This window comes from Bradyrhizobium sp. 25ACV (assembly GCF_054863005.1).
Window position 1 is genome coordinate 16,535 of the sequence record NZ_JAVAYO010000005.1, and the last position, 22,479, is coordinate 39,013.

The 22,479-nt window shown below is 65.0% G+C and carries 22 protein-coding genes; 16 read left to right on the forward strand and 6 right to left on the reverse strand.

Translation table 11 applies throughout. The features are described 5' to 3' along the window. Positions 1-82 precede the first annotated feature (82 nt). The 3 genes from rplU to RAD04_RS12855 all read left to right on the forward strand — a co-directional run bounded on the left by rplU (position 83) and on the right by RAD04_RS12855 (position 1,589). On the forward strand, positions 83-469 hold the full coding sequence (rplU, locus tag RAD04_RS12845) for a 50S ribosomal protein L21 (protein ID WP_461624092.1): 387 nt from the start codon (positions 83-85) through the stop codon (positions 467-469). Between the two features lie 103 nt (positions 470-572). Next, a complete protein-coding gene (gene rpmA / locus RAD04_RS12850; protein WP_008137923.1) occupies positions 573-842 on the forward strand; it encodes a 50S ribosomal protein L27 in 270 nt (89 codons plus the stop codon). 153 nt (positions 843-995) lie between these two features. Further along, positions 996-1,589, forward strand: a complete 594-nt coding sequence (locus tag RAD04_RS12855; protein ID WP_026202082.1) for a GNAT family N-acetyltransferase — start codon at positions 996-998, stop codon at positions 1,587-1,589. Between the two features lie 161 nt (positions 1,590-1,750). Here RAD04_RS12855 and RAD04_RS12860 read toward each other — a convergent pair whose 3' ends face one another. Continuing rightward, positions 1,751-2,665 (reverse strand): DMT family transporter, encoded by a 915-nt coding sequence (locus tag RAD04_RS12860; RefSeq protein WP_461624093.1) that lies wholly within the window; start codon positions 2,663-2,665, stop codon positions 1,751-1,753. Between the two features lie 207 nt (positions 2,666-2,872). Between RAD04_RS12860 and RAD04_RS12865 the strand changes: the two genes are divergently transcribed. The 3 genes from RAD04_RS12865 to RAD04_RS12875 all read left to right on the forward strand — a co-directional run bounded on the left by RAD04_RS12865 (position 2,873) and on the right by RAD04_RS12875 (position 6,366). Beyond that, positions 2,873-3,355 (forward strand): MaoC family dehydratase, encoded by a 483-nt coding sequence (locus RAD04_RS12865; protein ID WP_461624094.1) that lies wholly within the window; start codon positions 2,873-2,875, stop codon positions 3,353-3,355. An 85-nt stretch (positions 3,356-3,440) separates the two neighbouring features. Then, entirely contained in the window at positions 3,441-4,481 is a 1,041-nt protein-coding gene (obgE, locus tag RAD04_RS12870) for a GTPase ObgE (protein ID WP_461624095.1), read from the forward strand. A gap of 250 nt (positions 4,482-4,731) precedes the next feature. After that, a complete protein-coding gene (locus tag RAD04_RS12875; protein ID WP_461624096.1) occupies positions 4,732-6,366 on the forward strand; it encodes an alkaline phosphatase family protein in 1,635 nt (544 codons plus the stop codon). Between the two features lie 137 nt (positions 6,367-6,503). On the opposite strand, the gene RAD04_RS12880 is transcribed toward RAD04_RS12875, so the two are convergent. Further along, positions 6,504-7,472 (reverse strand): Bug family tripartite tricarboxylate transporter substrate binding protein, encoded by a 969-nt coding sequence (locus RAD04_RS12880; RefSeq protein WP_461624097.1) that lies wholly within the window; start codon positions 7,470-7,472, stop codon positions 6,504-6,506. Positions 7,473-7,661: 189 nt separating this feature from the next. Here RAD04_RS12880 and proB point away from each other — a divergent pair, with 189 nt between their 5' ends. The 10 genes from proB (at position 7,662) to RAD04_RS12930 (ending at position 17,467) form a co-directional block, all read left to right on the forward strand. Next, entirely contained in the window at positions 7,662-8,783 is a 1,122-nt protein-coding gene (proB, locus tag RAD04_RS12885; protein ID WP_028139195.1) for a glutamate 5-kinase, read from the forward strand. Between the two features lie 218 nt (positions 8,784-9,001). Further along, the gene (locus RAD04_RS12890) at positions 9,002-10,297 is read left to right on the forward strand and encodes a glutamate-5-semialdehyde dehydrogenase (protein WP_461624098.1); all 1,296 of its coding nucleotides are present in this window, start codon (positions 9,002-9,004) and stop codon (positions 10,295-10,297) included. Between the two features lie 20 nt (positions 10,298-10,317). After that, positions 10,318-10,962, forward strand: a complete 645-nt coding sequence (locus RAD04_RS12895) for a nicotinate-nucleotide adenylyltransferase (protein ID WP_461624099.1) — start codon at positions 10,318-10,320, stop codon at positions 10,960-10,962. A 223-nt stretch (positions 10,963-11,185) separates the two neighbouring features. Further along, positions 11,186-11,542 (forward strand): ribosome silencing factor, encoded by a 357-nt coding sequence (gene rsfS, locus RAD04_RS12900; protein WP_018318847.1) that lies wholly within the window; start codon positions 11,186-11,188, stop codon positions 11,540-11,542. Between the two features lie 112 nt (positions 11,543-11,654). Further along, positions 11,655-12,137: a 23S rRNA (pseudouridine(1915)-N(3))-methyltransferase RlmH gene (gene rlmH, locus RAD04_RS12905; protein ID WP_461624100.1), complete on the forward strand. Its 483-nt coding sequence runs from the start codon at positions 11,655-11,657 to the stop codon at positions 12,135-12,137. A gap of 32 nt (positions 12,138-12,169) precedes the next feature. Continuing rightward, on the forward strand, positions 12,170-13,504 hold the full coding sequence (locus RAD04_RS12910) for a murein hydrolase activator EnvC family protein (protein WP_461624101.1): 1,335 nt from the start codon (positions 12,170-12,172) through the stop codon (positions 13,502-13,504). Beyond that, complete coding sequence (locus tag RAD04_RS12915; protein ID WP_018318850.1) at positions 13,501-14,859, forward strand: S41 family peptidase; 1,359 nt, start codon at positions 13,501-13,503, stop codon at positions 14,857-14,859. Before RAD04_RS12910 ends, RAD04_RS12915 begins: the two co-directional genes overlap by 4 nt. A gap of 162 nt (positions 14,860-15,021) precedes the next feature. Continuing rightward, complete coding sequence (locus RAD04_RS12920; protein WP_461624102.1) at positions 15,022-16,260, forward strand: divergent polysaccharide deacetylase family protein; 1,239 nt, start codon at positions 15,022-15,024, stop codon at positions 16,258-16,260. Positions 16,261-16,335: 75 nt separating this feature from the next. Then, a complete protein-coding gene (locus tag RAD04_RS12925; RefSeq protein WP_461624103.1) occupies positions 16,336-16,842 on the forward strand; it encodes an RNA pyrophosphohydrolase in 507 nt (168 codons plus the stop codon). A 124-nt stretch (positions 16,843-16,966) separates the two neighbouring features. Beyond that, a complete protein-coding gene (locus RAD04_RS12930; RefSeq protein ID WP_461624104.1) occupies positions 16,967-17,467 on the forward strand; it encodes an RNA pyrophosphohydrolase in 501 nt (166 codons plus the stop codon). A 209-nt stretch (positions 17,468-17,676) separates the two neighbouring features. On the opposite strand, the gene RAD04_RS12935 is transcribed toward RAD04_RS12930, so the two are convergent. The 4 genes from RAD04_RS12935 to RAD04_RS12950 all read right to left on the reverse strand — a co-directional run bounded on the left by RAD04_RS12935 (position 17,677) and on the right by RAD04_RS12950 (position 22,381). After that, entirely contained in the window at positions 17,677-19,323 is a 1,647-nt protein-coding gene (locus tag RAD04_RS12935; protein ID WP_461624105.1) for an adenylate/guanylate cyclase domain-containing protein, read from the reverse strand. A 161-nt stretch (positions 19,324-19,484) separates the two neighbouring features. Beyond that, the gene (locus tag RAD04_RS12940) at positions 19,485-19,892 is read right to left on the reverse strand and encodes a F0F1 ATP synthase subunit epsilon (protein ID WP_091964925.1); all 408 of its coding nucleotides are present in this window, start codon (positions 19,890-19,892) and stop codon (positions 19,485-19,487) included. A gap of 118 nt (positions 19,893-20,010) precedes the next feature. Further along, positions 20,011-21,453: a F0F1 ATP synthase subunit beta gene (atpD, locus tag RAD04_RS12945; protein WP_028139206.1), complete on the reverse strand. Its 1,443-nt coding sequence runs from the start codon at positions 21,451-21,453 to the stop codon at positions 20,011-20,013. Positions 21,454-21,505: 52 nt separating this feature from the next. Continuing rightward, on the reverse strand, positions 21,506-22,381 hold the full coding sequence (locus RAD04_RS12950; RefSeq protein ID WP_461621087.1) for a F0F1 ATP synthase subunit gamma: 876 nt from the start codon (positions 22,379-22,381) through the stop codon (positions 21,506-21,508). Between the last annotated feature and the right edge of the window lie 98 nt (positions 22,382-22,479).

Consider the following 22,479-nt stretch of genomic DNA (forward strand, 5'->3'; position numbering starts at 1 on the left):
CGATAAACCCATAGCGACTGACAAAAAGCCGACCCCGACGATTACAGTCGCGAGGCCGGGATTGAACACGGAGAAAAAAACGATGTTCGCAGTCATCAAAACCGGCGGCAAGCAATACCGCGTCGTGCCGGATGATGTTCTCGAAGTAGGCAAGATCGAAGGCGAAGTCGGCTCGATCATTCAGCTGAATGAAGTTCTGGTGCTCGGCGGCGACACGCCGGTGCTGGGTATTCCGACGGTCGCAGGTGCGTCCGTTGCGGTCGAGGTGCTCGACCACAAGCGCGGCCCCAAGGTCATCGCGTTCAAGAAGCGCCGCCGCAAGAATTCGCGCCGCAAGCGCGGCTATCGCGACGAGATCACGGTGCTCCGCATCTCCGAGATCCTGGCTGACGGCGCCAAGCCCACCAAGGGCCCGCGTCCGAAGCGGGAGAAGGTGGCGAAGGAGCCGGCAGCGGAAGCCGCCGAGTAACGCAAAATCGATCACGCCAATTCACGAATTGATGCGTGAAAAATTTTGAAATGATTCCGTCAAGGAATTGATCTAGAAATACGCAGGATTTCGGAGACGAGCCATGGCTCACAAAAAAGCAGGCGGTTCATCGCGCAACGGTCGCGATTCCAAGGGTAAGCGCCTCGGCATCAAGGCGTTCGGCGGGGAAGTTGTGATTCCCGGCAACATCATTGCGCGTCAGCGCGGCACCACTTGGCACCCGGGCCTTAATGTCGGCATGGGCACGGACCACACTCTGTTCGCCAAGATCGAGGGTCGCGTCACGTTCCAGGCCAAAGCCAACGGCCGCACCTTCGTATCGGTGCTCCCGCTCGCAGAGGCGGCTGAATAGACGGTGGATCAAATTGGAGTCCGCCGGTCCTACCAAACCGGCGGAGTCCAGAGATCGCAAGAGATCGAAGGCTCCAAGGGGGAGGCGGGAAACCGGCCTCCCCTTTTCTTTTGACTTGCTCGCTTTGACTTAGTGACTTTCACGGAGCCGGACATGTTGCAGGATTTCTCGAGCGCGACCTTGGCTGAGGCGAGACCTGGCGTCGTCGCCACCGAACGGCTGACCTTGCGGCGGCCGACCCTCGCCGACGTCAGGACCATCGCCCGGCTCGCCAACGACCGCCGCGTCGCCGAAAACACCCGCCGCCTCCCGCACCCCTATTCGCAGGACGACGCCGTCGCCTTCGTCCGCGCCACCGCCGCGCTCGGCAGCGAGACCGTGTTCCTGATCGAGCACGATACCGGGCCGGTCGGCATGGTCGGCATCGACTGCTCCACGCCTGGCAATGCCGAGCTCGGCTATTGGCTCGGCGTCGAGCACTGGGGCCAGGGCTTTGCCACCGAGGCCGCGCGCGGCGCGATCGACTTCTTCTTCGAGGAGTTCGAGGACGAGCACCTCTATGCCGGCGCGCGCGTCACCAACCCGGCCTCGCGCAAGGTGCTGGAGAAGTGCGGCTTCCAGTGGAGCGGCGTGCAGCTGCATCGCTTCCTCGCGCTGGGATCGTCGACGCCGGTCGACTGCTTCCGCCTCTCGCGCGGCGTGTGGGCGTCGCTGAAGAGCTGGAGCAGTGCGCGGCGGATGAGGTAGGGGCCGCACTGCGTCCTCAATCACCAGTGTCGCCCCCGCGAAAGCGGGGGCCCATAACCACAGGGAGGAGTGTGAGGCAAAGCGCCCACTCCGAGTCTTCGCAAAACATCTCCCTGTGGGTATGGGTCCCTGCTTTCGCAGGGACGACGGCGTGCATGGGGCTACGCCGGCGGGTTCACTTCCACGCTCTCGCGACCCAAATCCCGTTCGCGCAAGTAGATGTAGAACCCCGCCCCGATGATGATCGCGGCGCCGATGAGCGTGGCCATTGACGGCACGTCGCCGAACACGACGAAGCCGAAGATCACGGCCCAGACGATCATCGAATATTGGTAGGGCACCACGACGCTGGCCGGCGCCAGCTTGAGCGAGCGGTTGACGCAGAACAGCGCGGTGACCGAGACGCATCCCGCCAGCGCGAAGATGACGAGGCTGCCCGGCGTCGGCGGCACCCAGTGGAACGCCGAAAGCACCGCGCCCAGCGAAAACGTGCCGACGAATTGCGAGGATGCCATCACGATGTCGGGCGTCTTGCGCAGGCTGCGCGTGATCAGCATCAAGGTCGCAAACGACAGGCTGCCGCCGAGCGCGATCAGCGCCGGAAGGCTGACGGTCTGCGCCGACGGCCGCAGCGCGATCAGGACGCCGCAGAAGCCGATCATAATCGCGGTCCAGCGCCGCCAGCCGACCTTCTCGCCCAAGAAGATCGCGGACATCGCGGTGACGAAGATGGGACCGGCGAGATAATAGGTGATGACGTCGGCGAGCGGCAGGTAGACGGTGGCGAGGAAGAAGGCGGCGACCTCGAGCGTCGACAGCACGACGCGAAACAGCTGCAGCCACGGCCGCTCGAGGCTGACGAAATCATGACGCTGCCGCCAGATCAGCGGCAGAAGCAGCAGCAGCGCCGCGCAGGCGCGCAGGAACAAGAGCTGCCCCACCGAATAAGTCCCGACCAGGAACTTGCCCATGGCGTCGCCGAACGAGAACATGAAGATCGACAGCACCATCAGCCCGATGCCGGCGAGGCGCGCGGAGCGATCGTCATAGGCGGAGAGGTTCTTGAACAGGGGCATTGCAGCGAGTCTGGGTGAGGGATTCGTCGTTGCGTGCGCAGCGAAGCAATGACGGGGACAGAGCGTCAGGAATCGGCTGGTAGTATCGCTTGCGGTCGTTTTAATGACGTGGCCGCGCCGGACAAGCCCGTATCGCCGAATTGAACGGATTGTCGCACTCCTCGCGTCGCGGTAGCGATAGGCCGACCACGAACAGAGAGCAGGGACATGCCCGACTTCGATCCGACCCAGCATCGCATGATCCCCACGCAACGCTGGTTTGAGGATTTCGTGATCGGCGAACGCTTCGTGCTGCCGAGCCGGACCCAGACCTCGGCGATATTCGCCGCGTTCCAGACCGCGAGCGGCGACACTCATCCCGTCCACTATGACGTGGAATATTGCCGCAGCCGCGGCATGCCGCATCTGCTCGCCCACGGTTTCCAGACGCTGATCCACACCGCGCCGGGCGCCGGCCTGTTTCCGTTCATGGTCGAGGACTCCCTGGTCGGCTTCCTCGAGCAATCGAGCCGGTTCCTCAAACCCGTGTTTGCCGATGACACCATCTATCCCGCGCTCGAGGTCACCGAGCTGGTGCCGGGCCGCACCACCGGCGTAGTGACGCTCCGCAGCACCGTGTTCAACCAGCGCAAGGAGCTGGTGCTGGAGGGGATGCAAAAATTCCTGATCCGGCGCCGGCCGACTGGTTAAGCAAGGGGCGAAATCGCGAGAAATTCGGCCGATTTGCGGGTCTATCCGGGTTGCCGGAGGGGGCCGGCTGGCCTACCTATGGCCCATGAAATTCCTCGACGAAGCAAAGGTCTATATCCGCTCCGGTGACGGCGGGAACGGCTGCGTGGCGTTCCGCCGCGAGAAGTTCATCGAATTCGGCGGCCCCTCCGGCGGCAATGGCGGCCGCGGCGGCAACGTCATCATCGAGGTCGCCGACGGCCTCAACACGCTGATCGACTACCGCTACCAGCAGCACTTCAAGGCCCAGAAGGGCGAGAACGGCTCAGGTTCGGACCGCCACGGCGCCAACGGCAAGAACATCGTGCTGAAGGTGCCGATGGGCACGCAGATCTTCGACGAGGACCGCGAGACGCTGATCCACGACTTCACCAAGGTCGGCGAAAAGTTCGTGCTGGCCGAGGGCGGCAATGGCGGCTTCGGAAACGCGCATTTCAAGACCTCGACCAACCGCGCGCCGCGCAACGCCAATCCCGGCCAGACCGGCGAAGAGCGCTGGATCTGGCTGCGGCTGAAGCTCATCGCGGACGCCGGCCTCGTCGGCATGCCCAATGCCGGCAAGTCGACCTTCCTGTCCAAGGTCAGCGCGGCGCGGCCCAAGATCGCCGATTATCCCTTCACCACGCTGCATCCGCAGCTCGGTGTCGTGAATGCTGACGGCCGCGAATTCGTGCTCGCCGACATTCCCGGCCTGATCGAGGGCGCGCATGAAGGCACCGGCCTCGGCGATCGCTTCCTCGGCCATGTCGAGCGCTGCCGTGTGCTGCTGCATCTGATCGACGCGACCTGCGAGCATGCCGGCAAGGCCTACAAGACGGTGCGCAGGGAGCTCGACGCCTATGGCGGGCTCTTGACCGACAAGATCGAGATCGTCGCGCTGAACAAGATCGACGCGGTCGAGCCGGACGAACTCAAGAAGCAGAAGGACCGGCTGAAGCGCGCCGTCAAGAAGACGCCGCTGCTGCTCTCCGGCGTCACCGGCGATGGCGTGAAGGAAGCACTGCGTGCGCTGGTCGAGGTGATCGGCGAGGCCCCGGTCTCGGCCAAGGCCAAGAGCGCGGCCGAAGCCGAGCCGTGGTCGGCTTAAACCTTTTCGTCGTCCCTGCCTAGTGCGCAATTGCGCACGTGGCGCAGGGACCCATACCGCGTGATCTCTCGATGCGGATGGTCGTAGTACTGAACTTCTAATCTTCGCCAAACTCCTCCCTGTGGTTATGGGTCTCTGCTTTCGCAGGGACGACAGTGGAGGATGGGGCTACGCGTACGCGCATCACTGGCTTGTCTTCGCCCCTCCGATAGCGCAGCATCGAGCAATCAAGAAAATGCAGGGATGACGCATGGCGCGCGCGAAGAATGTTCTCTGGATCATGTGCGACCAGCTTCGCTATGATTATCTCGGCTGCACCGGCCATCCCACGCTGAAGACGCCGAACATCGACGCGATGGCCAAGCGCGGCGTGCTGTTCAGCAAGGCCTATGTGCAATCGCCGATCTGCGGCCCGTCGCGGATGTCGTTCTACACCGGCCGCTACATGCGCTCGCACGGCTCGCACTGGAACGGCTGGCCGCTGCGCGTCGGCGAGCCGACGCTGGGCGATCACCTCAAGAAGATCGGCGTGCGCAACGTGCTGGTCGGCAAGACCCACATGGCACCCGACCTCGAAGGCATGAAGGCGCTCGGCATTCCCCCGGAATCGATGATCGGCGTGCATGTCGCCGAATGCGGTTTTGAACCCTATGAGCGCGACGACGGTCTGCATCCGACCGGCCGCCCGCGCCCGAAATACGACGAATATCTGCGCCAGCAGGGTTTTGAAGCCAGCAATCCCTGGGAGCATTGGGCCAATTCGGGCGCGGCCGAGGACGGCTCGTTGCAGAACGGCTGGCTGCTGGTGCATGCCGACAAGGCCGCGCGCGTGCCGGATGAGCATTCCGAAACGCCCTACATGACGCGGCGCGCGATGGACTTCATCGGCGAGGCCGAGACCGACGGCCGGCCGTGGTGCCTGCATCTGTCTTACATCAAGCCGCACTGGCCCTATATCGCGCCAGAGCCCTACGCCAGCATGTATTCGACCGATGACATGATCCCGGTGATCCGCTCCGAGCGCGAGCGGCAAAATCCGCATCCGGTGTTTGGCGCCTATATGGACATGCGCTACTCCCGCAACATGGCGCGCGACGATGCCCGCGAGAAGGTGATCCCGACCTATATGGGCCTGATCACCCAGATCGACGACCAGATGGGCGTGCTGATGAAGTTCTTAGGTGAACGCGATCTGCTGGAAACCACCATGATCGTGTTCACCTCCGATCACGGCGATTATCTCGGCGATCACTGGATGGGCGAGAAGGACCTGTTCCACGAGCAGTCGGCGAAGATCCCGCTGATCGTCATCGACCCCTCGAAGGAAGCCGACGCCACGCGCGGCACGCGCAACGATGCGCTGGTGGAGGGAATCGATCTCGCGCCGACCTTCGTCGATTATTTCGGCGGCAAGGTGCCGGGCCACATCCTCGAAGGACGCTCGCTGCTGCCGCTGCTGCGCGGATCGACGCCGCCGGACTGGCGCAAGGTCGCCTTCTCCGAATACGACTACGCCATGCAGGACGTGCGGCTGAAGCTGAACCAGCCGATCGAGCGCTGCCGCCTGTTCATGGTGTTCGACGGCCGCTGGAAATACATCCACGCCTCCGGCTTCCGCCCGATGCTGTATGACCTCGAGACCGATCCGGAAGAGTTTGTGGATCGCGGCGACGACCCCGAATGCGCCGGCATCATCGCGCGGTTGCAGGCCGAGCTGTTCGACTGGGCGCTGCATCCGAGCGGTCACATCACCACGCCCCCCGAAAAGATCGCAGCCTATGCCGAGAACCAGCTCCAGGTGAAAGGCGGCTTCCTGATCGGCATCTGGGATGAGAAAGAGCTCGCATCGATCAAGGACGGGATCGCGCAGCGCGCGAAGATGTGAGTGAGCGGAGCGCAGCTCTCTCAACTCGTCATGCCCGGGCTTGACCCGGGCATCCACGTCTTACGTCAATCGCGGTAGCACGTGGATGGCCGGGTCAAGCCCGGCCATGACGGTCGAGTGTGGAGCGCGAGCTCGTCCTAATTCTCGATCTTGTAGCCCGTCGCCTGCACGATCGGCCGCCAGAACGCGATATTCGCCGCGAGCTGTTTTGACAGGCCTTCCGCCGTGCTGCCGACCGGGATCAGGCCGATGGCGGCGAGCTTGTCCTTCACCTCCGGCTTGGCCAGCATCGCGACCGCGGCTGCGCTGAGCTTTTCGGCAAAATCCGGCGAGCTGCCGGCGGGGAGCCACATGCCGTACCAGCCGTCGGCAACGAGATCGATGCCGACTTCCTTCAGCGTCGGCACATCGGGAACGAACGGCGAGCGCTCTGCGCTTGCAATCGCGAGGATCCTCACGCCCTTGGCACGATGCTGCGCGATCGCATCGGATACCGTGGTGATGCCGAACGGCAGATGGCCGGCGATGAGATCATTCATGACAAGCGCGCTCCCGCGATAGGGCGCCCGGGTCATTGAAAGACCAAGGATCTGTTCAAGTCGCCATCCGAGGAAATGCGGGATGTTGCCGCTGCCTGGTGTCCCATAGGCGGCCTTTGCGACATTTGCCCTCAACCAGGTGACGAGTTCACTAAAACTACCCACCCCGATCGCAGGACTTGCAACGACGGCAAACTCGAAGCGAACGAGTTGCGACACGGGGACGAAATCCCTGGCCGCGTCGAAGCTCGGTTGATTCTCCACCATCGGCAGCAGGTACATGGTCGGACCGGTCGTCACCAAGATTGTATTGCCGTCGGAGCTTGCGCCCTTCACGGCCCTGATTCCGATCAACCCGTCACCACCGGTACGATTCTCGACGATCATGGTTCGCCCAAGCGGGGCGCCGAATTGCTCGGCGATGAGACGACACAAGGCATCACCGCTGCCGCCTGCCGCGAACGGGAAGATGATGCGCGTCAGCGGACCGGATTGAGCATGTGCGCCACTGGTCTGCGCCAGCAAGGGCAGCGAGAGGCCTCCGGCGATGAAGCTGCGTCGGTCCACGTCATCCTCCCTCGTTATTGATTATTCGAGGCATAGACTGCCCGGGCCTCGGCCCACAAGGGCGCCGTTAGGCCTATTTACCGGCTCCGCTGCCTTGCGCCGGCCACCGTCCTGCTGCAAAAGCTAGCCGCATCGGCGCCGCCCTTTTTCGCTCCGCCGGACCAACGACAGAGCAATTTGACGACCGCCATGGCCAGCCCCGAACTCAGTCAATTCCGCCGCATCGTCGTCAAGGTCGGCTCCGCGCTGCTGGTCGATTCCGACAAGGGCGAGGTGCGGGCGTCCTGGCTCGCCGCGCTCGCCGACGACATGGCCAAGCTGCACAGGGAGGGGCGCGACGTCCTCGTCGTCTCCTCCGGCTCGATCGCGCTCGGCCGCAGCCGCCTCAAGCTGCCGCGCGGCCCGCTCAAGCTGGAAGAGAGCCAGGCCGCCGCCGCCGTCGGCCAGATCGCGCTGGCGCGGATCTGGTCCGAGGTGCTCGGGGCGCACGACATCGGCGCCGGCCAGATCCTGGTGACGCTCCAGGACACCGAGGAGCGCCGCCGCTATCTCAATGCACGCTCCACCATCGGCAAGCTGCTGGAGTGGCGCGCCATCCCCGTGATCAACGAGAACGACACGGTCGCCACCAACGAGATCCGCTATGGCGACAATGACCGGCTCGCCGCGCGCGTCGCCACGATGGCAAGCGCCGACCTGCTGGTGCTGCTGTCCGACATCGACGGACTCTATGACGCCCCGCCGAAGAACAATCCGAACGCCAAGCTCATTCCGGTGGTTGAGAGCATCTCCTCGGAGATCGAAGCCGTGGCGGGAGACGCCGAGTCCGAGCTGTCGCGCGGCGGCATGCGCACCAAGGTCGAGGCGGCCAAGATCGCGACCACCGGCGGCACGCATATGCTGATCGCCTCCGGCAAGATCGAGCATCCCTTGCAGGCGATCGCCGACGGCGGCCGCTGCACCTGGTTCCTGACGCCGGCCAATCCGATCACCTCGCGAAAGCGCTGGATCGCGGGCACGCTGGAGCCGAAGGGCACGCTGACCATCGACGCCGGCGCAGTGACGGCGCTGCGCGCCGGCGCCAGCCTGCTGCCGGCCGGCGTGATCAAGGTCGAGGGCCAGTTCGCCCGCGGCGATGCCGTGATCGTGCGCGGCCCCGACACCAGCGAGGTCGGCCGCGGCCTGATCGCCTACGACGCCGAGGTCGCCGAGCGGATCAAGGGCCGCTCCTCCCCTGATGTGATGACCATCCTAGGTATCAGCGGGCGCTCGGAGATGATCCACCGCGACGATCTGGTGGTGGGCGGGTAGAGGCTTTTTCCGTCATGCCCGGGCTTGTCCCGGGCATCCACGTTCTTGGTGCCGCGCGAAGGTCGTGGATGGCCGGGACAAGCCCGGCCATGACGTCGGGGGCTGGGCCAGTGGCCGAGCCCACCCCACCGGTCGAAGCCCTGCCATACCCTCCCTGCCCTTCGCAAAAGCGGGATTTCCGTGCTAGGACACCGCCTTAGCAGAAGGTTGAACCTCCCATGGCCGCCCCCCTCAAAGCCGTTGACGGCAATGCCGATCTCCAGGCGCTGATGTCCGATCTCGGAACCCGCGCCCGCGCTGCCGCGCGCGTGCTGGCGCTGGCGCCGCCGGAGCAGAAAAACCGGGCGCTGGAAGCCATGGAGCGGGCGATCCGCGCGAGCTCTGCGACGATCCTCGCCGCCAATGCCGAGGACGTCGCGGAAGCCCGCGCCTCCAACAACGCCACCTCCTCCTTCATCGACCGCCTGACGCTGACGCCGGCCCGCATCGAGGGCATGGCCGAGGGCATCGGCATCGTGCGCGGCATCGCCGATCCCGTCGGCATCGTCACCGAGAGCTGGCAGCGGCCAAACGGCATGAGGATCGAGCGCGTGCGCGTGCCGCTCGGCGTCGTCGGTGTGATCTTCGAGAGCCGGCCGAACGTTGCGGCCGACGCCGGCGTGCTGTGCCTGAAGTCCGGCAATGCCGTGATCCTGCGCGGCGGCTCGGACAGTTTTCGGTCCTGCCGCGCGATCCATGAATGCCTGGTGCAGGGCCTGCGCGAGGCGGGCCTGCCCGAGGCTGCGATCACGCTGGTGCCGACGCGCGACCGCACGGCAGTCGGCATGATGCTCTCGGGCCTGAACGGCGCGGTCGACGTGATCGTGCCCCGCGGGGGGAAAAGCCTCGTCGCGCGTGTCGAGCAGGAAGCGCGCGTGCCTGTCTTCGCGCATCTGGAAGGCGTCAACCACGTCTATGTCGATGCCAGCGCCGACCTCGCCATGGCGAAATCGCTCGTGCTCAACGCAAAAATGCGCCGCACCGGGGTCTGCGGCGCGGCCGAGACGCTGCTGGTCGATCGCGCCGCGGCCGGCAAAAATCTGAAGCCGCTGGTCGAGATGCTGATCGAGGCGGGCTGCGAAGTGCGCGGCGACGAAACGGTGCAAGGGACGGATGCGCGCGTAAAACCTGCGAGCGAAGACGATTGGGACACCGAATATCTCGACGCGATCATCGCGGCGAAGGTCGTCGACGGCGTCGATGGCGCAATCGCGCACATCCAGAACCATGGCTCGCATCACACCGATGCGATCGTGAGCGCGGATGAGGCGGCTGCGAAGAAATTCCTCAGCGAGGTCGATTCCGCGATCGTGCTGCACAACGCCTCGACGCAATTCGCCGATGGCGGCGAGTTCGGCTTCGGCGCCGAGATCGGGATCGCGACCGGCCGCTTCCACGCCCGCGGCCCTGTTGGCGCCGAGCAGCTGACGAGCTTCAAATATCGCGTTCACGGCACCGGACAGACGCGGCCGTAAGCAACGTCTCGGGGCGGGCATTGAGCAACAATTTCGTCGTGCCGCGTTTCGTGGCGCAAGCGGTCCCGCCCCACACGGAGGGCATGCGCATCGGCCTGCTCGGTGGTTCGTTCAATCCGCCGCATCAGGCGCATCGCGCAATCAGCCGGTTCGCGCTCCAGCGATTGCAACTCGATCGCGTCTGGTGGCTGGTGACCCCAGGCAATCCGCTGAAGGAGAACGGCAATCTGCATGAGCTCGGCGAGCGCATGCAGGCCGCGCGCGACGTTGCCGATGATCCCAGGATCGAGGTCAGCTGTCTCGAATCCGTCATCCGTACGCGCTACACTATCGACACGATCAACACCTTGCGCCGCCGCTTCTCGGGCCTGCGCTTTGTCTGGATCATGGGCGCCGACAACCTCGCTCAATTCCATCGTTGGCAGGACTGGCGGCGCATCGCCGGCCAGGTGCCGATGGCAGTCATCGATCGCCCGCCGCAGAGTTTTCGCGCCCTCGCCTCCCCCGCGGCCCAGGCGCTGGCGCGCTACCGGCTGCCCGAGAACAAGGCGGCGCTGCTTGCGGACCGGCCGGCGCCGGCCTGGGTGTTCCTGACCGGATTGAAGCTGAATCTGTCCTCAACAGGCTTACGGAACCCGGACGGGACCTGGAAAGGTACAATGTGAGGACGAGGGCGAGGATGTGGTGTGGGCTTTCGCCTCTCTGGCATATTGAAACCCTTAACCCCACATGATGTAGTGTAACCAGTGAGCGTCGGATTCGGCGTTCGCGATACAGTGAAAGGAATGGTCCCTGACCACATCTGTATTGTCCAAGTCAGCTTCGACGAAGTCTGTTTTACCCAAGGTTGCCAAGCCGGCGCGTAAAACATCAGCCAAAGCTGCAGCCTTGAAGGCGCAACCCGACGCCGACAAGACGCTGAGCCTGATCCTCTCCCGCCTCGAGGACATGAAGGCGGAAGAGACGGTCACCATCGACCTTCGCGGCAAATCGGCGTACTCCGACTACATGATCGTCACCACCGGCCGGGTGAACCGGCACGTTGGCGCGATCGCGGAAAACGTCGCCAAGGGCCTCAAGGAAAACGGCATCAAGAACATCCATGTCGAGGGCTTGCCCAATTGCGACTGGGTGCTGATCGATTCCGGCGACGTGATCGTGCACGTGTTCAGACCCGAGGTCCGTGAGTTCTACAATCTCGAGCGATTGTACACGCAGGGCCCAGGGGCGGCGAAGGCGATCTAGGCTGATCGAGCCGATTTCGAATCGGCTGACGCGCATGCTAGCGTCGTGCGCGCGCCATTTGCGCGCGGTCTTGAAAACACGACCCTGAAGATATCAGACCCCTGAAGATATCATGCGCGTTGCTGTCATTGCGGTGGGCCGGCTGAAGCAGGGCCCCGAACGGGAGCTTGCCGACCGCTATTTCTTGCGGTTCGACGAGGCCGGCCGCAAGCTCGGATTCCGCGAGCTCCTGGTCCACGAAATCCCCGAGAGCCGCGCGCGCGACACCGCAACGCGGATGACCGAAGAGGCCGCCGCGATCTCCGCGCATATTCCGGACAAATCGATCCTGGTGGCACTGGACGAGCGCGGGCAAAATCTCGACTCCACCGTATTCGCACGGCATCTCGGACGCTGGCGGGACGAAGGTGCCGGACATACTGTCTTCGTGATCGGAGGGGCGGACGGACTTTCGCCCGAATTGCGCCGTAAGGCCAAGCTCGCGATTGCGTTCGGCTCTGCGACCTGGCCGCACCAAATGGTCCGCGTCATGCTTCTGGAACAGCTTTATCGGGCCGCCACCATTCTGGCCGGCCACCCCTATCACCGCGCGTGATGCGCGCCACAACGAGCACCTTTGCCGACACGATGCGAGCGCCGCTCCTCAACCTGTTGCTGATCACAAGCGTTGCCGGCGCAAGCCTCGCGCAAGCCCAGACCGCAGCGCCGGCGCCACAGACCGCCGCCGTCTCGCCTGACGCCATCAAGCAGCGCGAGCAGGAGCTCGAAGCCGCGCGTGCCAGGCAGAAGAGCGCGGAAGAGGCGCAGGCCAAGCTCAAGGCCGAGATCACCTCACTCGGCCAGGACCGTACCCAGCTCAATCAGCAGCTGATCGACACCGCCGCCAATGTGCGCAGCTTGGAGACCAAGATCGACGAGACCGAAGCCCGGCTGCGCACGCTCAACGGACGCGAGCAGGCGATGCGCTCCTCGCTCGATTCGCGCCGTGCCGACATCGTCGAGGTGCTGGCGGCGTTGCAGCGGGCCGGACGGCGCACGCCGCCGGCGCTGCTGGTGCGGCCCGAAGATGCGCTGCAATCACTGCGCACCGCGATGCTGCTCGGCGCCGTGGTGCCGGAGTTGCGCGGCCGCGCCGAAAGGATCGCAAGCGAGCTCGGCGAGCTCGTGGCCTTGCGCAAGAATATCGCCACCGAGCGCGACCAGCTCGCCTCCGATCGCGACAAGGTCAGGAGCGACCAGACCCGGCTCACCGCTCTCGTCGACGAGCGGCAGCGTCAGCAGGCGGCACGCGAGAAGGACCTCGATGCCGAGAATTCGCGCGCCATCGCGCTTTCGAGACAGGTCGGCGATCTCCAGGGCCTGATCACCAAGATGGAACAGGATCTGCAGAGCGCCGCCAAGGCGGCCGAGAAGGCAGCCGAGGCCGCAAGGCAGGCCGAGGCCAAGGCGGCGGCCGCCAGCGCCAGCGCCAAATCCGGCCCGGGCGCGTTCAAGGACCGGTCCCGGACCACCCCCGCGATCGTCTTTGCCTCCGCCAAGGGTCTCCTGCCTCTTCCAGTTAACGGTAACAAGATCAGGGATTTCGGCGGTTCCGACGGGGTCGGCGGGGTCCAGAAGGGCATTTCGCTGGCGACCAAGCCCGGCTCCCAGGTCACAACGCCGTGTGACGGCTGGGTGGTCTATTCAGGCCCGTTCCGCAGCTATGGACAACTCTTGATCCTCAACGCCGGGGGCGGGTATCATGTCCTGATCGCCGGGATGGAGCGCATTTCGGTCAACATCGGACAGTTTGTGCTCACGGGGGAGCCGGTTGCGACGATGGGATCGACCTCTCAGGTCGCCTCCATTCTCGCGACGAACGCGAGTCAACCTGTGCTGTATGTCGAGTTCCGTAAGGACGGCACTCCAATCGATCCAGGCCCATGGTGGGCCGCAAATGAAGGCGAGAAGGTTCGCGGATGATGCGCAAGACTTCAGTAATCCTCCTCAGCGCGGCCACCGGCGCGGCGCTGATGTTGTTCGTGACCCAGCCGCGCGCGGTGTTCATGGGCTCCAGCGCGCGAGCCGCCACCGCAGACACCTATCGCCAGCTCAATCTGTTCGGCGACGTCTTCGAGCGCGTGCGCTCCGACTATGTCGAGAAGCCCGACGACACCAAGCTGATCGAATCCGCCATCAGCGGCATGCTCACCGGCCTCGATCCGCATTCCAGCTACATGGATGCCAAGAGCTTCCGCGACATGCAGGTGCAGACCCGCGGTGAGTTCGGCGGCCTCGGCATCGAGGTCACGATGGAAGACGGCCTGATCAAGGTGGTCTCGCCGATCGACGACACCCCGGCTTCGCGCGCCGGCGTCATGGCCAACGACATCATCACCAATCTCGACGACGAGGCGGTGCAGGGCCTGACCCTGAACCAGGCGGTCGAGAAGATGCGCGGCCCCGTCAATACCAAGATCAAGCTCAAGATCATCCGCAAGGGCCAGGACAATCCGATCGACGTCACCCTGGTGCGCGACAACATCCGCGTCCGCTCGGTGCGCGCGCGCGTCGAGGCCGACGACATCGCCTATATCCGCATCACCACCTTCAACGAGCAGACCACCGAAGGCCTGAAGCGCGAGGTTGCCAACCTCTCGAACCAGATCGGCGACAAGCTGAAGGGCTACATCATCGACCTCCGCAACAATCCGGGCGGCCTGCTCGAGGAAGCGGTCACCGTCTCCGACTCGTTCCTGGAGAAGGGCGAGATCGTGTCGACGCGCGGCCGCAATGCCGAGGAGACCCAGCGTCGCACCGCGCATTCGGGCGATCTGACCAAGGGCAAGCCTGTCATCGTGCTGGTCAATGGCGGCTCGGCCTCGGCGTCGGAGATCGTCGCCGGCGCGCTGCAGGACCACAAGCGCGCGACCATCGTCGGCACGCGCTCGTTCGGCAAGGGCTCGGTGCAGACCATCATTCCGCTCGGAAGCGGCAATGGCGCGCTGCGGCTGACCACGGCGCGCTACTACACGCCGTCGGGCAAGTCGATCCAGGCCAAGGGCATCGTGCCCGACATCGAAGTGCTGCAGGACGTGCCGGACGAGCTGAAGTCGCGCACCGACACCAAGGGCGAAGCTTCGCTGCGCGGTCATCTGAAGAACGACGGCGACGAGAAGACCGGCTCGCAGTCCTACGTCCCGCCGGACGCCAAGGACGACAAGGCGCTCAAGCTCGCCGACGATCTGCTCCACGGCATCAAGAACAGCGCCTCCGCCGCGCCCACCCCGGGCGGCGACAACAAGGCCACGACCGACAAGCCCAAAGCGGCGAACTAAGTCGGCGTATCCACGCGATCCCACGAAAGGGCGGCTCCTCGGAGCCGCCCTTTTTGCTTGGAACTCCTGTTGCAGGTAACTCCTGGCATCCCCGGCCTATCCCGGCCTGCCGCCGCTTGACCCCGGCGTGGTATCGTCATTGGCAGTGATTCGGGATCGCGCATGACTGAAACGGCCGATGATCTGAGCGCCCCGCTCGGACAGGACAAGCCGCGCCGGAAACGCCGGCTGCGGCTGCCGTTCACGGCCATGCAGGCGCTTGCCGTGCTGCTCGGCCTGTTCCTCCTCACCTTTGCCGGCTTCGCCATCTTCAACAAGGATCCGCTCGGCGGCGAGCCGATGACGCGGATCGCCATCGGCGAGAAGGGCGCCGACAAGACTGCCGACGAGAAGCGCGCCGCCGGCCACGGCCAGGACAGCAAGCAAGATAGCAAGCAAGACGGCAAGCACGACAGCCAGGAGGCGCCGAAGCAGGCCGCTCCCGGCGAGCAGAAGACCGTCACCATGATCGACGGCTCCACCGGTGCCCGCCACGACGTGGTGATCGGCGAGGACGCAGGCGACAAGGCGGGGGCGGCTTCGGCCCCGCCGCCGGTCATGGCCGGGATCAATCCAAAACTGCTGGAGAAGTCACGCTACGGCATGATCCCGGTGGTCGCCGACGGGCTGAAGCCGTTCAACGTCTATGCGGCGGACGCCGATCGCGCCAAGGCCGCCAAGATGCCGGTGGTCGCTATCGTGATCGGCGGCCTCGGCGTCGGCGCCGCCAAGACCACCGATGCCATCATGAGGCTGCCGTCGGCGGTGACGCTGGCCTTCACGCCCTACGGTACCGATCCCGGCAAGCTCGCCGAACGGGCCCGCGCGCAGCGCCACGAGATCTTCCTCCAGATCCCCATGGAGCCCTACGACTTCCCCGACAATGATCCGGGACCGCAGACGCTGCTGACCTCGCTCAGCGCCGACCAGAACATGGACCGCCTGTTCTGGCATTTCAGCCGGATGCAGGGCTATGCCGGCATCACCAATTTCATGGGCGCCCGCTTCATCGCGACGGAGCCGGCGATGCAGCCGATCATCCGCGAGGCGGCCAAGCGCGGCCTCGGCTTCTTCGACGACGGCTCCTCGCCCCGCAGCATCGCAGCCCAGGCCGCGGCGAACCAGGCCATGCCGTTCGGCAAGGGCGACATCGCGATCGACGTGGTGCCGACCCCGACCGAGATCGACCGCGCCCTGAACAAGCTCGAATCGGCGGCACGCGAGCGCGGCGCGGCTGTCGGCACGGCTAGCGCCCTTCCCGTCTCGATCGAGCGCATCGGCGCCTGGACCAAGACATTGGGCGACCGGGGTATCCTTTTGGTGCCATTGACAACCGCGATGCTGAAATCAAAATCCAGCTAAATCAACGGATTGGTACGGCACGGGTCCCGCGGGACCGGTCAAGCCTTACCGACAGCGTACGAGAGGTCTGGCGGAATGGCGCGTTACGAGGATCTGCCCTACCGGACCTGCGTCGGTGTGATGCTGATCAACACAGAGGGACGGGTGTTCATCGGCCGCCGCGCCGGCGGCATCGAGCATGTCGACGACACCCATGTCTGGCAGATGCCGCAAGGCGGCGTCGATCCCGGCGAGGACACCTGGGACGCCGCGAGGCGCGAGCTCTACGAGGAGACCAGCGTGCGCTCGGTCGAGCGGCTTGGCGAGGTCCCAGACTGGCTCACTTACGACATTCCGCGCACGGTCGCCGGGCGCGCCTGGAAGGGCCGCTATCGCGGCCAGCGCCAGAAATGGTTCGCAGTGCGCTTCACCGGCAAGGACAGCGAGATCAATGTCGCCAATCCCGGCGGTGGCGGCCACAAGGCCGAATTCGTGAGTTGGCGCTGGGAGCAGATGAAGAATCTGACCGGGCTGATCATTCCCTTCAAGCGCCCGGTCTATGAGCGCGTGGTGCAGGAATTTTCCGCGCTGGCGGAGGATTGACCTCCACCGTCATTCTGGGGCACGCGAAGCGTGAACTCCGGTGCGCAGTGCGCACCTGAGAATCTCGAGGTTCCGGGTTCGATGCTGCGCATCGCCCCGGAACGACGACGGAGAGCGAAAGCACATGCCCGATCAAAAACCCTACCGCCCCAACGTGGGGATCGCCCTCTTCAACGCCGAAGGCCGCGTGCTGATCGGTCACCGCTTCAAGGGCGACGGGCCCGAGATCGTCCTGCCCGGGCTCGACTGGCAGATGCCGCAGGGCGGCGTCGACGACGGCGAGAATTTGCGCGATGCCGCGATGCGCGAGCTCTGGGAGGAGACCAGCGTCGTCAGCGCGGACTATCTCGGCGAGACCGACTGGCTCAGCTACGAATTCCCGCCCTATGACGGACCGCAGACGCACCGCCTCGCGAAATTTCGCGGCCAGCGGCAAAAATGGTTCGCGCTGCGCTTCACCGGCAAGGACGACGAGATCGACCCGCTGACGCCGCGCAACGGCCAGCCCGCCGAGTTCGACGCCTGGCGCTGGGAGCGCCTGGATCGTGTTGCCGACGTGGTGGTGCCGTTCCGACGTGAGGTTTATCAGGCCGTCGCGCAGCAGTTCGCGGCCTTCGCAAACTAAAGCGGAAGAAGTTCACAGCGCTGCACAATCCGTCACGGGTGTCCAACCTCTCCCGCTTGCGGGGGAGGTCGGCGCGAAGCGCCGGGTGGGGGCTCTCTCCACCCAGGGAGTGTCCCGTTGCGGAGACACCCCCACCCCAGCCCTCCCCCGCAAGCGGGAGAGGGAGCGCATCTCGCGCCCGGCAGCGATCGGGCCCAGTCTCAGCACGCCTAATTAATCGGGCCCACCGTGAACGGGCCGAGAGCGATGACGTGGCAATCGCTGTCGCGCTTGGCGCAATCGGATAGTGCGGAAGTGACGGCGGCCTGCTCGTCGGCGGCCTTGAGGCCGAGGCCTGGCCGGCCCGCGGTGCCGACCGCGACCGCATTCCAGCCCATGGCGTCACCGAGCTTGCGCACGACCTCGCCGCGCGCATCCGCCACGATCGAGGCGTTGGAGGCGGCATTGAAGAAGCCGGTGATCCTGAACAGCGTCGGGATCGGCACGACGAAATTGTCGTCGATCGCGACCACGAGGCACGGGACGCCAGCGATCGCGCCGCACGATTCCAGCGAGCGCCGCGCTGCGTCCTCCGGCGACAATGCGCCGAGCACCATGAAATATTGTCCGCCCGGGCCGAGCGCGACCGAGCGGGATTTCGCCGCCGGCACGAACATGTTCTCCAGCCGGACCTTTTGCGGATCGCGCACCATCGGAAAATCCTTCGATGCGAAGGTGCGCTCGGTCATGACGTCGTGCCTGAAATAGGGAGACGGCGGCATCGGCGGCTTGCCGTGCGTGTAGACGACGTTGTTGCCAACCGCATAGAGCTCGCAGCGCCGCGGCGATTGCGCGGCATCGGCGCGCTTCTGGCACTGCTCGATCGCGGTGTTGCGCGCGGCCTCCTCGTTCGGCTGGTTGAGGGCCGAGCCGGTGAAGCCGCCGACATTGAGCGCGAAAGCCTTGTAGTCGCCGGCCGTGGAATAGTCGCCGGCGAGGAAGTTGCGGACACGCTCGTTGATGAACGGCACGCTGTCGGCCGCAAACTTGCCGGCCATCGGCGCGGCCGATGGTGACGGCGCAGGCATCGGCGCCATCGCAGCGCCGGCATTCGGCGCGGTCATCGGCATCATCGGCGCCTTCGCCATTTGTGTCGGCGCAAGGCTCGGCGCCGCGCTTGGTGCTGCGGCCGGCGTCGCTGCGACATTCGCCGTCTGCTTGAGCTTGGTGTTGTAGAGGAAGCCGGTGACGCCGATGGCGACGATCGAGACGATTGCGACCACCAGCGGCCACATCCACACCGGTGCCGTGGCGAGCTTTGAGCCCGCTTTCTTCAGCTGCGGCTTGCTATAGCTGCCGTCCTCGCGCCGCATCGCCACCATGTAGGCATGCACCGGCGTCGGGATGTTCTTGACCTCCTGCGCGCCGATATCGGCGAACTGCACCGAGAGCTTGTTGGCGACCTGCTCATGCACCGCGCGCGAGACGCAGATGCCGCCGACCTCGGCGAGACCCTCCAGCCGCGCCGCGATGTTGACGCCGTCGCCGAGCAGATCGCCGTTGCGCTCGACCACGTCGCCGATGGTGATGCCGATGCGGAACGACATCTGCCGGCTCGGCGGATAAGCCATGTTGCGGGTCCGCAAGGATTCCTGGATGTCGATCGCGCAACGCACCGCATCGACCGCGCTCGGAAATTCCGCGAGCACCGCATCGCCCGCCGTATTGAAGATGCGCCCGCCGGCCCTCGCGATGAAATCGTCGACGACCTCGCGATAGGAGGCGAGCCGCCGCAGCGTCTCCTCCTCGTCTTCGGCAACCAGTCTCGAGTAACCGGCAATATCGGCTGCGAAAATCGCTGCGATCTTGCGTTTCATCTGCGACCCGCCCCGGGAACAAATTCGCAGGGCAGAATGCCGTTATCGGCGGCGGGGTGCAACAAAGTTTCAGCGCCCGCCACGGGTGTGACGAGCGCTGCACTTGGTCAGGGATTGTCGTGCAAGGTTCTCGTTCGAGCCCCGGAGCGGTGCCCCGGGGCTTAGTGCATAGCCGTGGAGTTGAGCTGCTGCTGGATGCTCTTGAAGTGGTCGAGCCGCTCGATCGCCTGATCGAGCTCGCCGCCTTCATGCTCCTTCAGCCCCTCTTCCATCTCCGAGATGGTCGCCGCGAACTGGGCGCGGTCGAGCTCGGCCAGCGACGTCGCGACATCGGCGAGCACGGTCAGGCCCTTTTCGGAGACTTCGGCGAGACCGCCGAGCACGATGACCTTCTCATGACGGCCGCCGGTGGTGATGGTGAGAATGCCCGGACGGATCGCAGCCACGACCGGCGCATGCCCTGCCAGCACGCCGAAATCACCCTCGACGCCGGGGATGTCGACCTGATCGACCTCGCCCGAGAAGGCGAGCTTTTCCGGAGAGACGAGATCGAAGTGGAAGGTAGCCATGGTGTTTCCGCTTGCTTCGCTTGTCACCCGCGGGCTCGACCCGCGGGTCCATCAATCAACGAAAATTCTCTCTCGATGGATCGCCGGGTCAAGCCCGGCGATGACGAGATGAGAAAGCTTAGGCCGCTTCCGCCGCGAGCTTCTTGCCCTTCTCGACGGCTTCTTCGATCGTGCCGACCATGTAGAAGGCGGCTTCGGGCAGATGGTCGTACTTGCCTTCCACCAGGCCCTTGAAGCCCTTGATGGTGTCGGCGAGCTCGACGAACTTGCCCGGCGAGCCCGTGAAGATTTCGGCGACGTGGAACGGCTGCGACATGAAGCGCTCGACCTTGCGGGCGCGCGCCACGGTCAGCTTGTCCTCTTCCGAAAGCTCGTCCATGCCGAGAATGGCGATGATGTCCTGGAGCGCCTTGTAGCGCTGCAGCACCTGCTGGACCTGACGGGCAACCGCGTAGTGCTCCTCGCCGACGACCAGCGGGGAGAGCATGCGCGAGGTCGAGTCGAGCGGATCCACCGCGGGATAGATGCCCTTTTCGGCGATCGAGCGCGACAGCGTGGTGGTCGCGTCAAGATGCGCGAACGAGGTCGCGGGCGCCGGGTCGGTCAAGTCGTCGGCCGGAACGTAGATGGCCTGCACCGAGGTGATCGAACCCTTCTGCGTGGTGGTGATGCGCTCCTGCAGTGCGCCCATGTCGGTGGCGAGCGTCGGCTGATAACCCACCGCCGAAGGAATGCGGCCGAGCAGCGCCGACACTTCCGAGCCGGCCTGAGTGAAGCGGAAGATGTTGTCGACGAAGAACAGCACGTCCTGGCCCTTGTCGCGGAAGTCTTCCGCGATGGTCAGACCCGTGAGCGCGACGCGGGCGCGGGCGCCGGGCGGCTCGTTCATCTGGCCGAACACCAGCGCGCACTTCGACTTGACGCTCGGATCCGGATTCTTCGGATCGGCGTTGACCTTGGACTCGATGAACTCGTGATAGAGGTCGTTGCCCTCGCGGGTGCGCTCGCCGACGCCGGCGAACACGGAGTAACCGCCGTGCGCCTTCGCGACGTTGTTGATCAGCTCCTGAATCAGCACGGTCTTGCCGACGCCGGCGCCGCCGAACAGGCCGATCTTGCCGCCCTTCGCATACGGAGCCAGGAGATCGACGACCTTGATGCCGGTGACCAGAATTTCAGCTTCGGTCGACTGGTCGGTGTAGCTCGGCGCGTCCTGATGGATGGGGCGCAGGCTTTCGGCGTTGACCGGGCCGGCTTCGTCGATCGGCTCGCCGATGACGTTGATGATGCGGCCGAGCGTGCCTTCGCCGACGGGAACGCGGATCGGCAGGCCGGTGTCGGTCACTTCCTGGCCGCGCACCAGACCTTCGGTCACGTCCATGGCGATCGTGCGCACGGTGGACTCACCGAGATGCTGCGCAACTTCCAGCACGAGGCGGATGTTGCCGTTCTTGGTTTCCAGCGAATTGAGAATGGCCGGGAGGTGGCCCTCGAACTGAACGTCGACGACGGCGCCCATGACCTGGGTGACGCGACCGACCGGGTTAGCTGCTGTAGCCATGAAGCTCTCCTTCGAAATTCTTTACTTGAACGACCGTCGTTGAGTTCGTGCGTCAGACCGCCTCGGCGCCGGAGATGATCTCGATCAGCTCCTTGGTGATCTGGGCTTGACGGGTTCGGTTGTAGATCTGGGTTTGCTTGCGGATCATTTCGCCGGCGTTGCGGGTGGCGTTGTCCATCGAGCTCATCTGCGCGCCGTAGAACGAAGCGGTGTTCTCCAGCAGCGCGCGGAAGATCTGCACCGCGATGTTGCGCGGCAGCAGGCCCGAAAGGAGTTCGTCCTCCTCCGGCTCATATTCGTAGGACGTCGACGGCGCGTTCGCCGCCTTCTCTTCCACGACCAGCGGAATGATCTGCTGCGCGGTCGGGATCTGCGCGATCACCGACTTGAACTGCGCGTAGAACAGCGTGCAAACGTCGAACTCGCCGTTCTCGAAACGGGCCAGCACCTTCCTGGCGATGTCCTCGGCGTTGACGAAACCGAGCTGACGAACGCTGCGCAAATCGAGATGTTCGACGATCTGCTTGTCGAACTGGCGGCGGAGCTGCTCATAGCCCTTGCGGCCGACGCAGAAGAATTTGACTTCCTTGCCCTGCGCCATCAGCGCCTGGGCACGATCGCGCGCGAGACGCACGATCGAGGAGTTGAAGGCGCCGGACAGGCCGCGCTCGCCGGTGCAGACCAGCAGCAGGTGGACCTGGTCCCTGCCGGTGCCGGCAAGCAGCGCCGGCGCGCCGGGCGAACCGGCTGCAGCGCTGGCGATGTTGGAGATCACCGCGCTCATCTTGTCGGCATAGGGGCGCGCAGCTTCGGCCGCCTGCTGGGCGCGGCGCAACCTGGACGCCGCGACCATCTGCATGGCCTTGGTGATCTTTTGCGTCGCCTTGGTGGAGGCGATGCGCACGCGCATGTCTTTAAGTGACGCCATTCTTCGTTCACCCCGGCGGTTCGACTGATACGTCGGACCGCTAGCCTGTCCCGATCGCAATGCCCGGCCGGGCGCCGGGCACGCTTCTTATTGTCTTG

What these genes read in the sequence shown, in the direction of transcription:
- rplU (WP_461624092.1), top strand. Translation starts at nt 83, where the DNA reads ATGTTCGCAGTCATCAAAACCGGCGGCAAGCAATACCGCGTCGTGCCG.
- RAD04_RS12875 (WP_461624096.1), top strand. Translation starts at nt 4,732, where the DNA reads ATGGCGCGCGCGAAGAATGTTCTCTGGATCATGTGCGACCAGCTTCGC.
- RAD04_RS12940 (WP_091964925.1), bottom strand. Translation starts at nt 19,892, where the DNA reads ATGGCTACCTTCCACTTCGATCTCGTCTCTCCGGAAAAGCTCGCCTTC.
- RAD04_RS12920 (WP_461624102.1), top strand. Translation starts at nt 15,022, where the DNA reads ATGACTGAAACGGCCGATGATCTGAGCGCCCCGCTCGGACAGGACAAG.
- RAD04_RS12935 (WP_461624105.1), bottom strand. Translation starts at nt 19,323, where the DNA reads ATGAAACGCAAGATCGCAGCGATTTTCGCAGCCGATATTGCCGGTTAC.
- rlmH (WP_461624100.1), top strand. Translation starts at nt 11,655, where the DNA reads ATGCGCGTTGCTGTCATTGCGGTGGGCCGGCTGAAGCAGGGCCCCGAA.
- RAD04_RS12890 (WP_461624098.1), top strand. Translation starts at nt 9,002, where the DNA reads ATGGCCGCCCCCCTCAAAGCCGTTGACGGCAATGCCGATCTCCAGGCG.
- RAD04_RS12930 (WP_461624104.1), top strand. Translation starts at nt 16,967, where the DNA reads ATGCCCGATCAAAAACCCTACCGCCCCAACGTGGGGATCGCCCTCTTC.
- RAD04_RS12915 (WP_018318850.1), top strand. Translation starts at nt 13,501, where the DNA reads ATGATGCGCAAGACTTCAGTAATCCTCCTCAGCGCGGCCACCGGCGCG.
- RAD04_RS12860 (WP_461624093.1), bottom strand. Translation starts at nt 2,665, where the DNA reads ATGCCCCTGTTCAAGAACCTCTCCGCCTATGACGATCGCTCCGCGCGC.
- RAD04_RS12950 (WP_461621087.1), bottom strand. Translation starts at nt 22,381, where the DNA reads ATGGCGTCACTTAAAGACATGCGCGTGCGCATCGCCTCCACCAAGGCG.
- atpD (WP_028139206.1), bottom strand. Translation starts at nt 21,453, where the DNA reads ATGGCTACAGCAGCTAACCCGGTCGGTCGCGTCACCCAGGTCATGGGC.
- RAD04_RS12865 (WP_461624094.1), top strand. Translation starts at nt 2,873, where the DNA reads ATGCCCGACTTCGATCCGACCCAGCATCGCATGATCCCCACGCAACGC.
- RAD04_RS12925 (WP_461624103.1), top strand. Translation starts at nt 16,336, where the DNA reads ATGGCGCGTTACGAGGATCTGCCCTACCGGACCTGCGTCGGTGTGATG.
- RAD04_RS12910 (WP_461624101.1), top strand. Translation starts at nt 12,170, where the DNA reads ATGCGAGCGCCGCTCCTCAACCTGTTGCTGATCACAAGCGTTGCCGGC.
- obgE (WP_461624095.1), top strand. Translation starts at nt 3,441, where the DNA reads ATGAAATTCCTCGACGAAGCAAAGGTCTATATCCGCTCCGGTGACGGC.
- proB (WP_028139195.1), top strand. Translation starts at nt 7,662, where the DNA reads ATGGCCAGCCCCGAACTCAGTCAATTCCGCCGCATCGTCGTCAAGGTC.
- rpmA (WP_008137923.1), top strand. Translation starts at nt 573, where the DNA reads ATGGCTCACAAAAAAGCAGGCGGTTCATCGCGCAACGGTCGCGATTCC.
- RAD04_RS12855 (WP_026202082.1), top strand. Translation starts at nt 996, where the DNA reads ATGTTGCAGGATTTCTCGAGCGCGACCTTGGCTGAGGCGAGACCTGGC.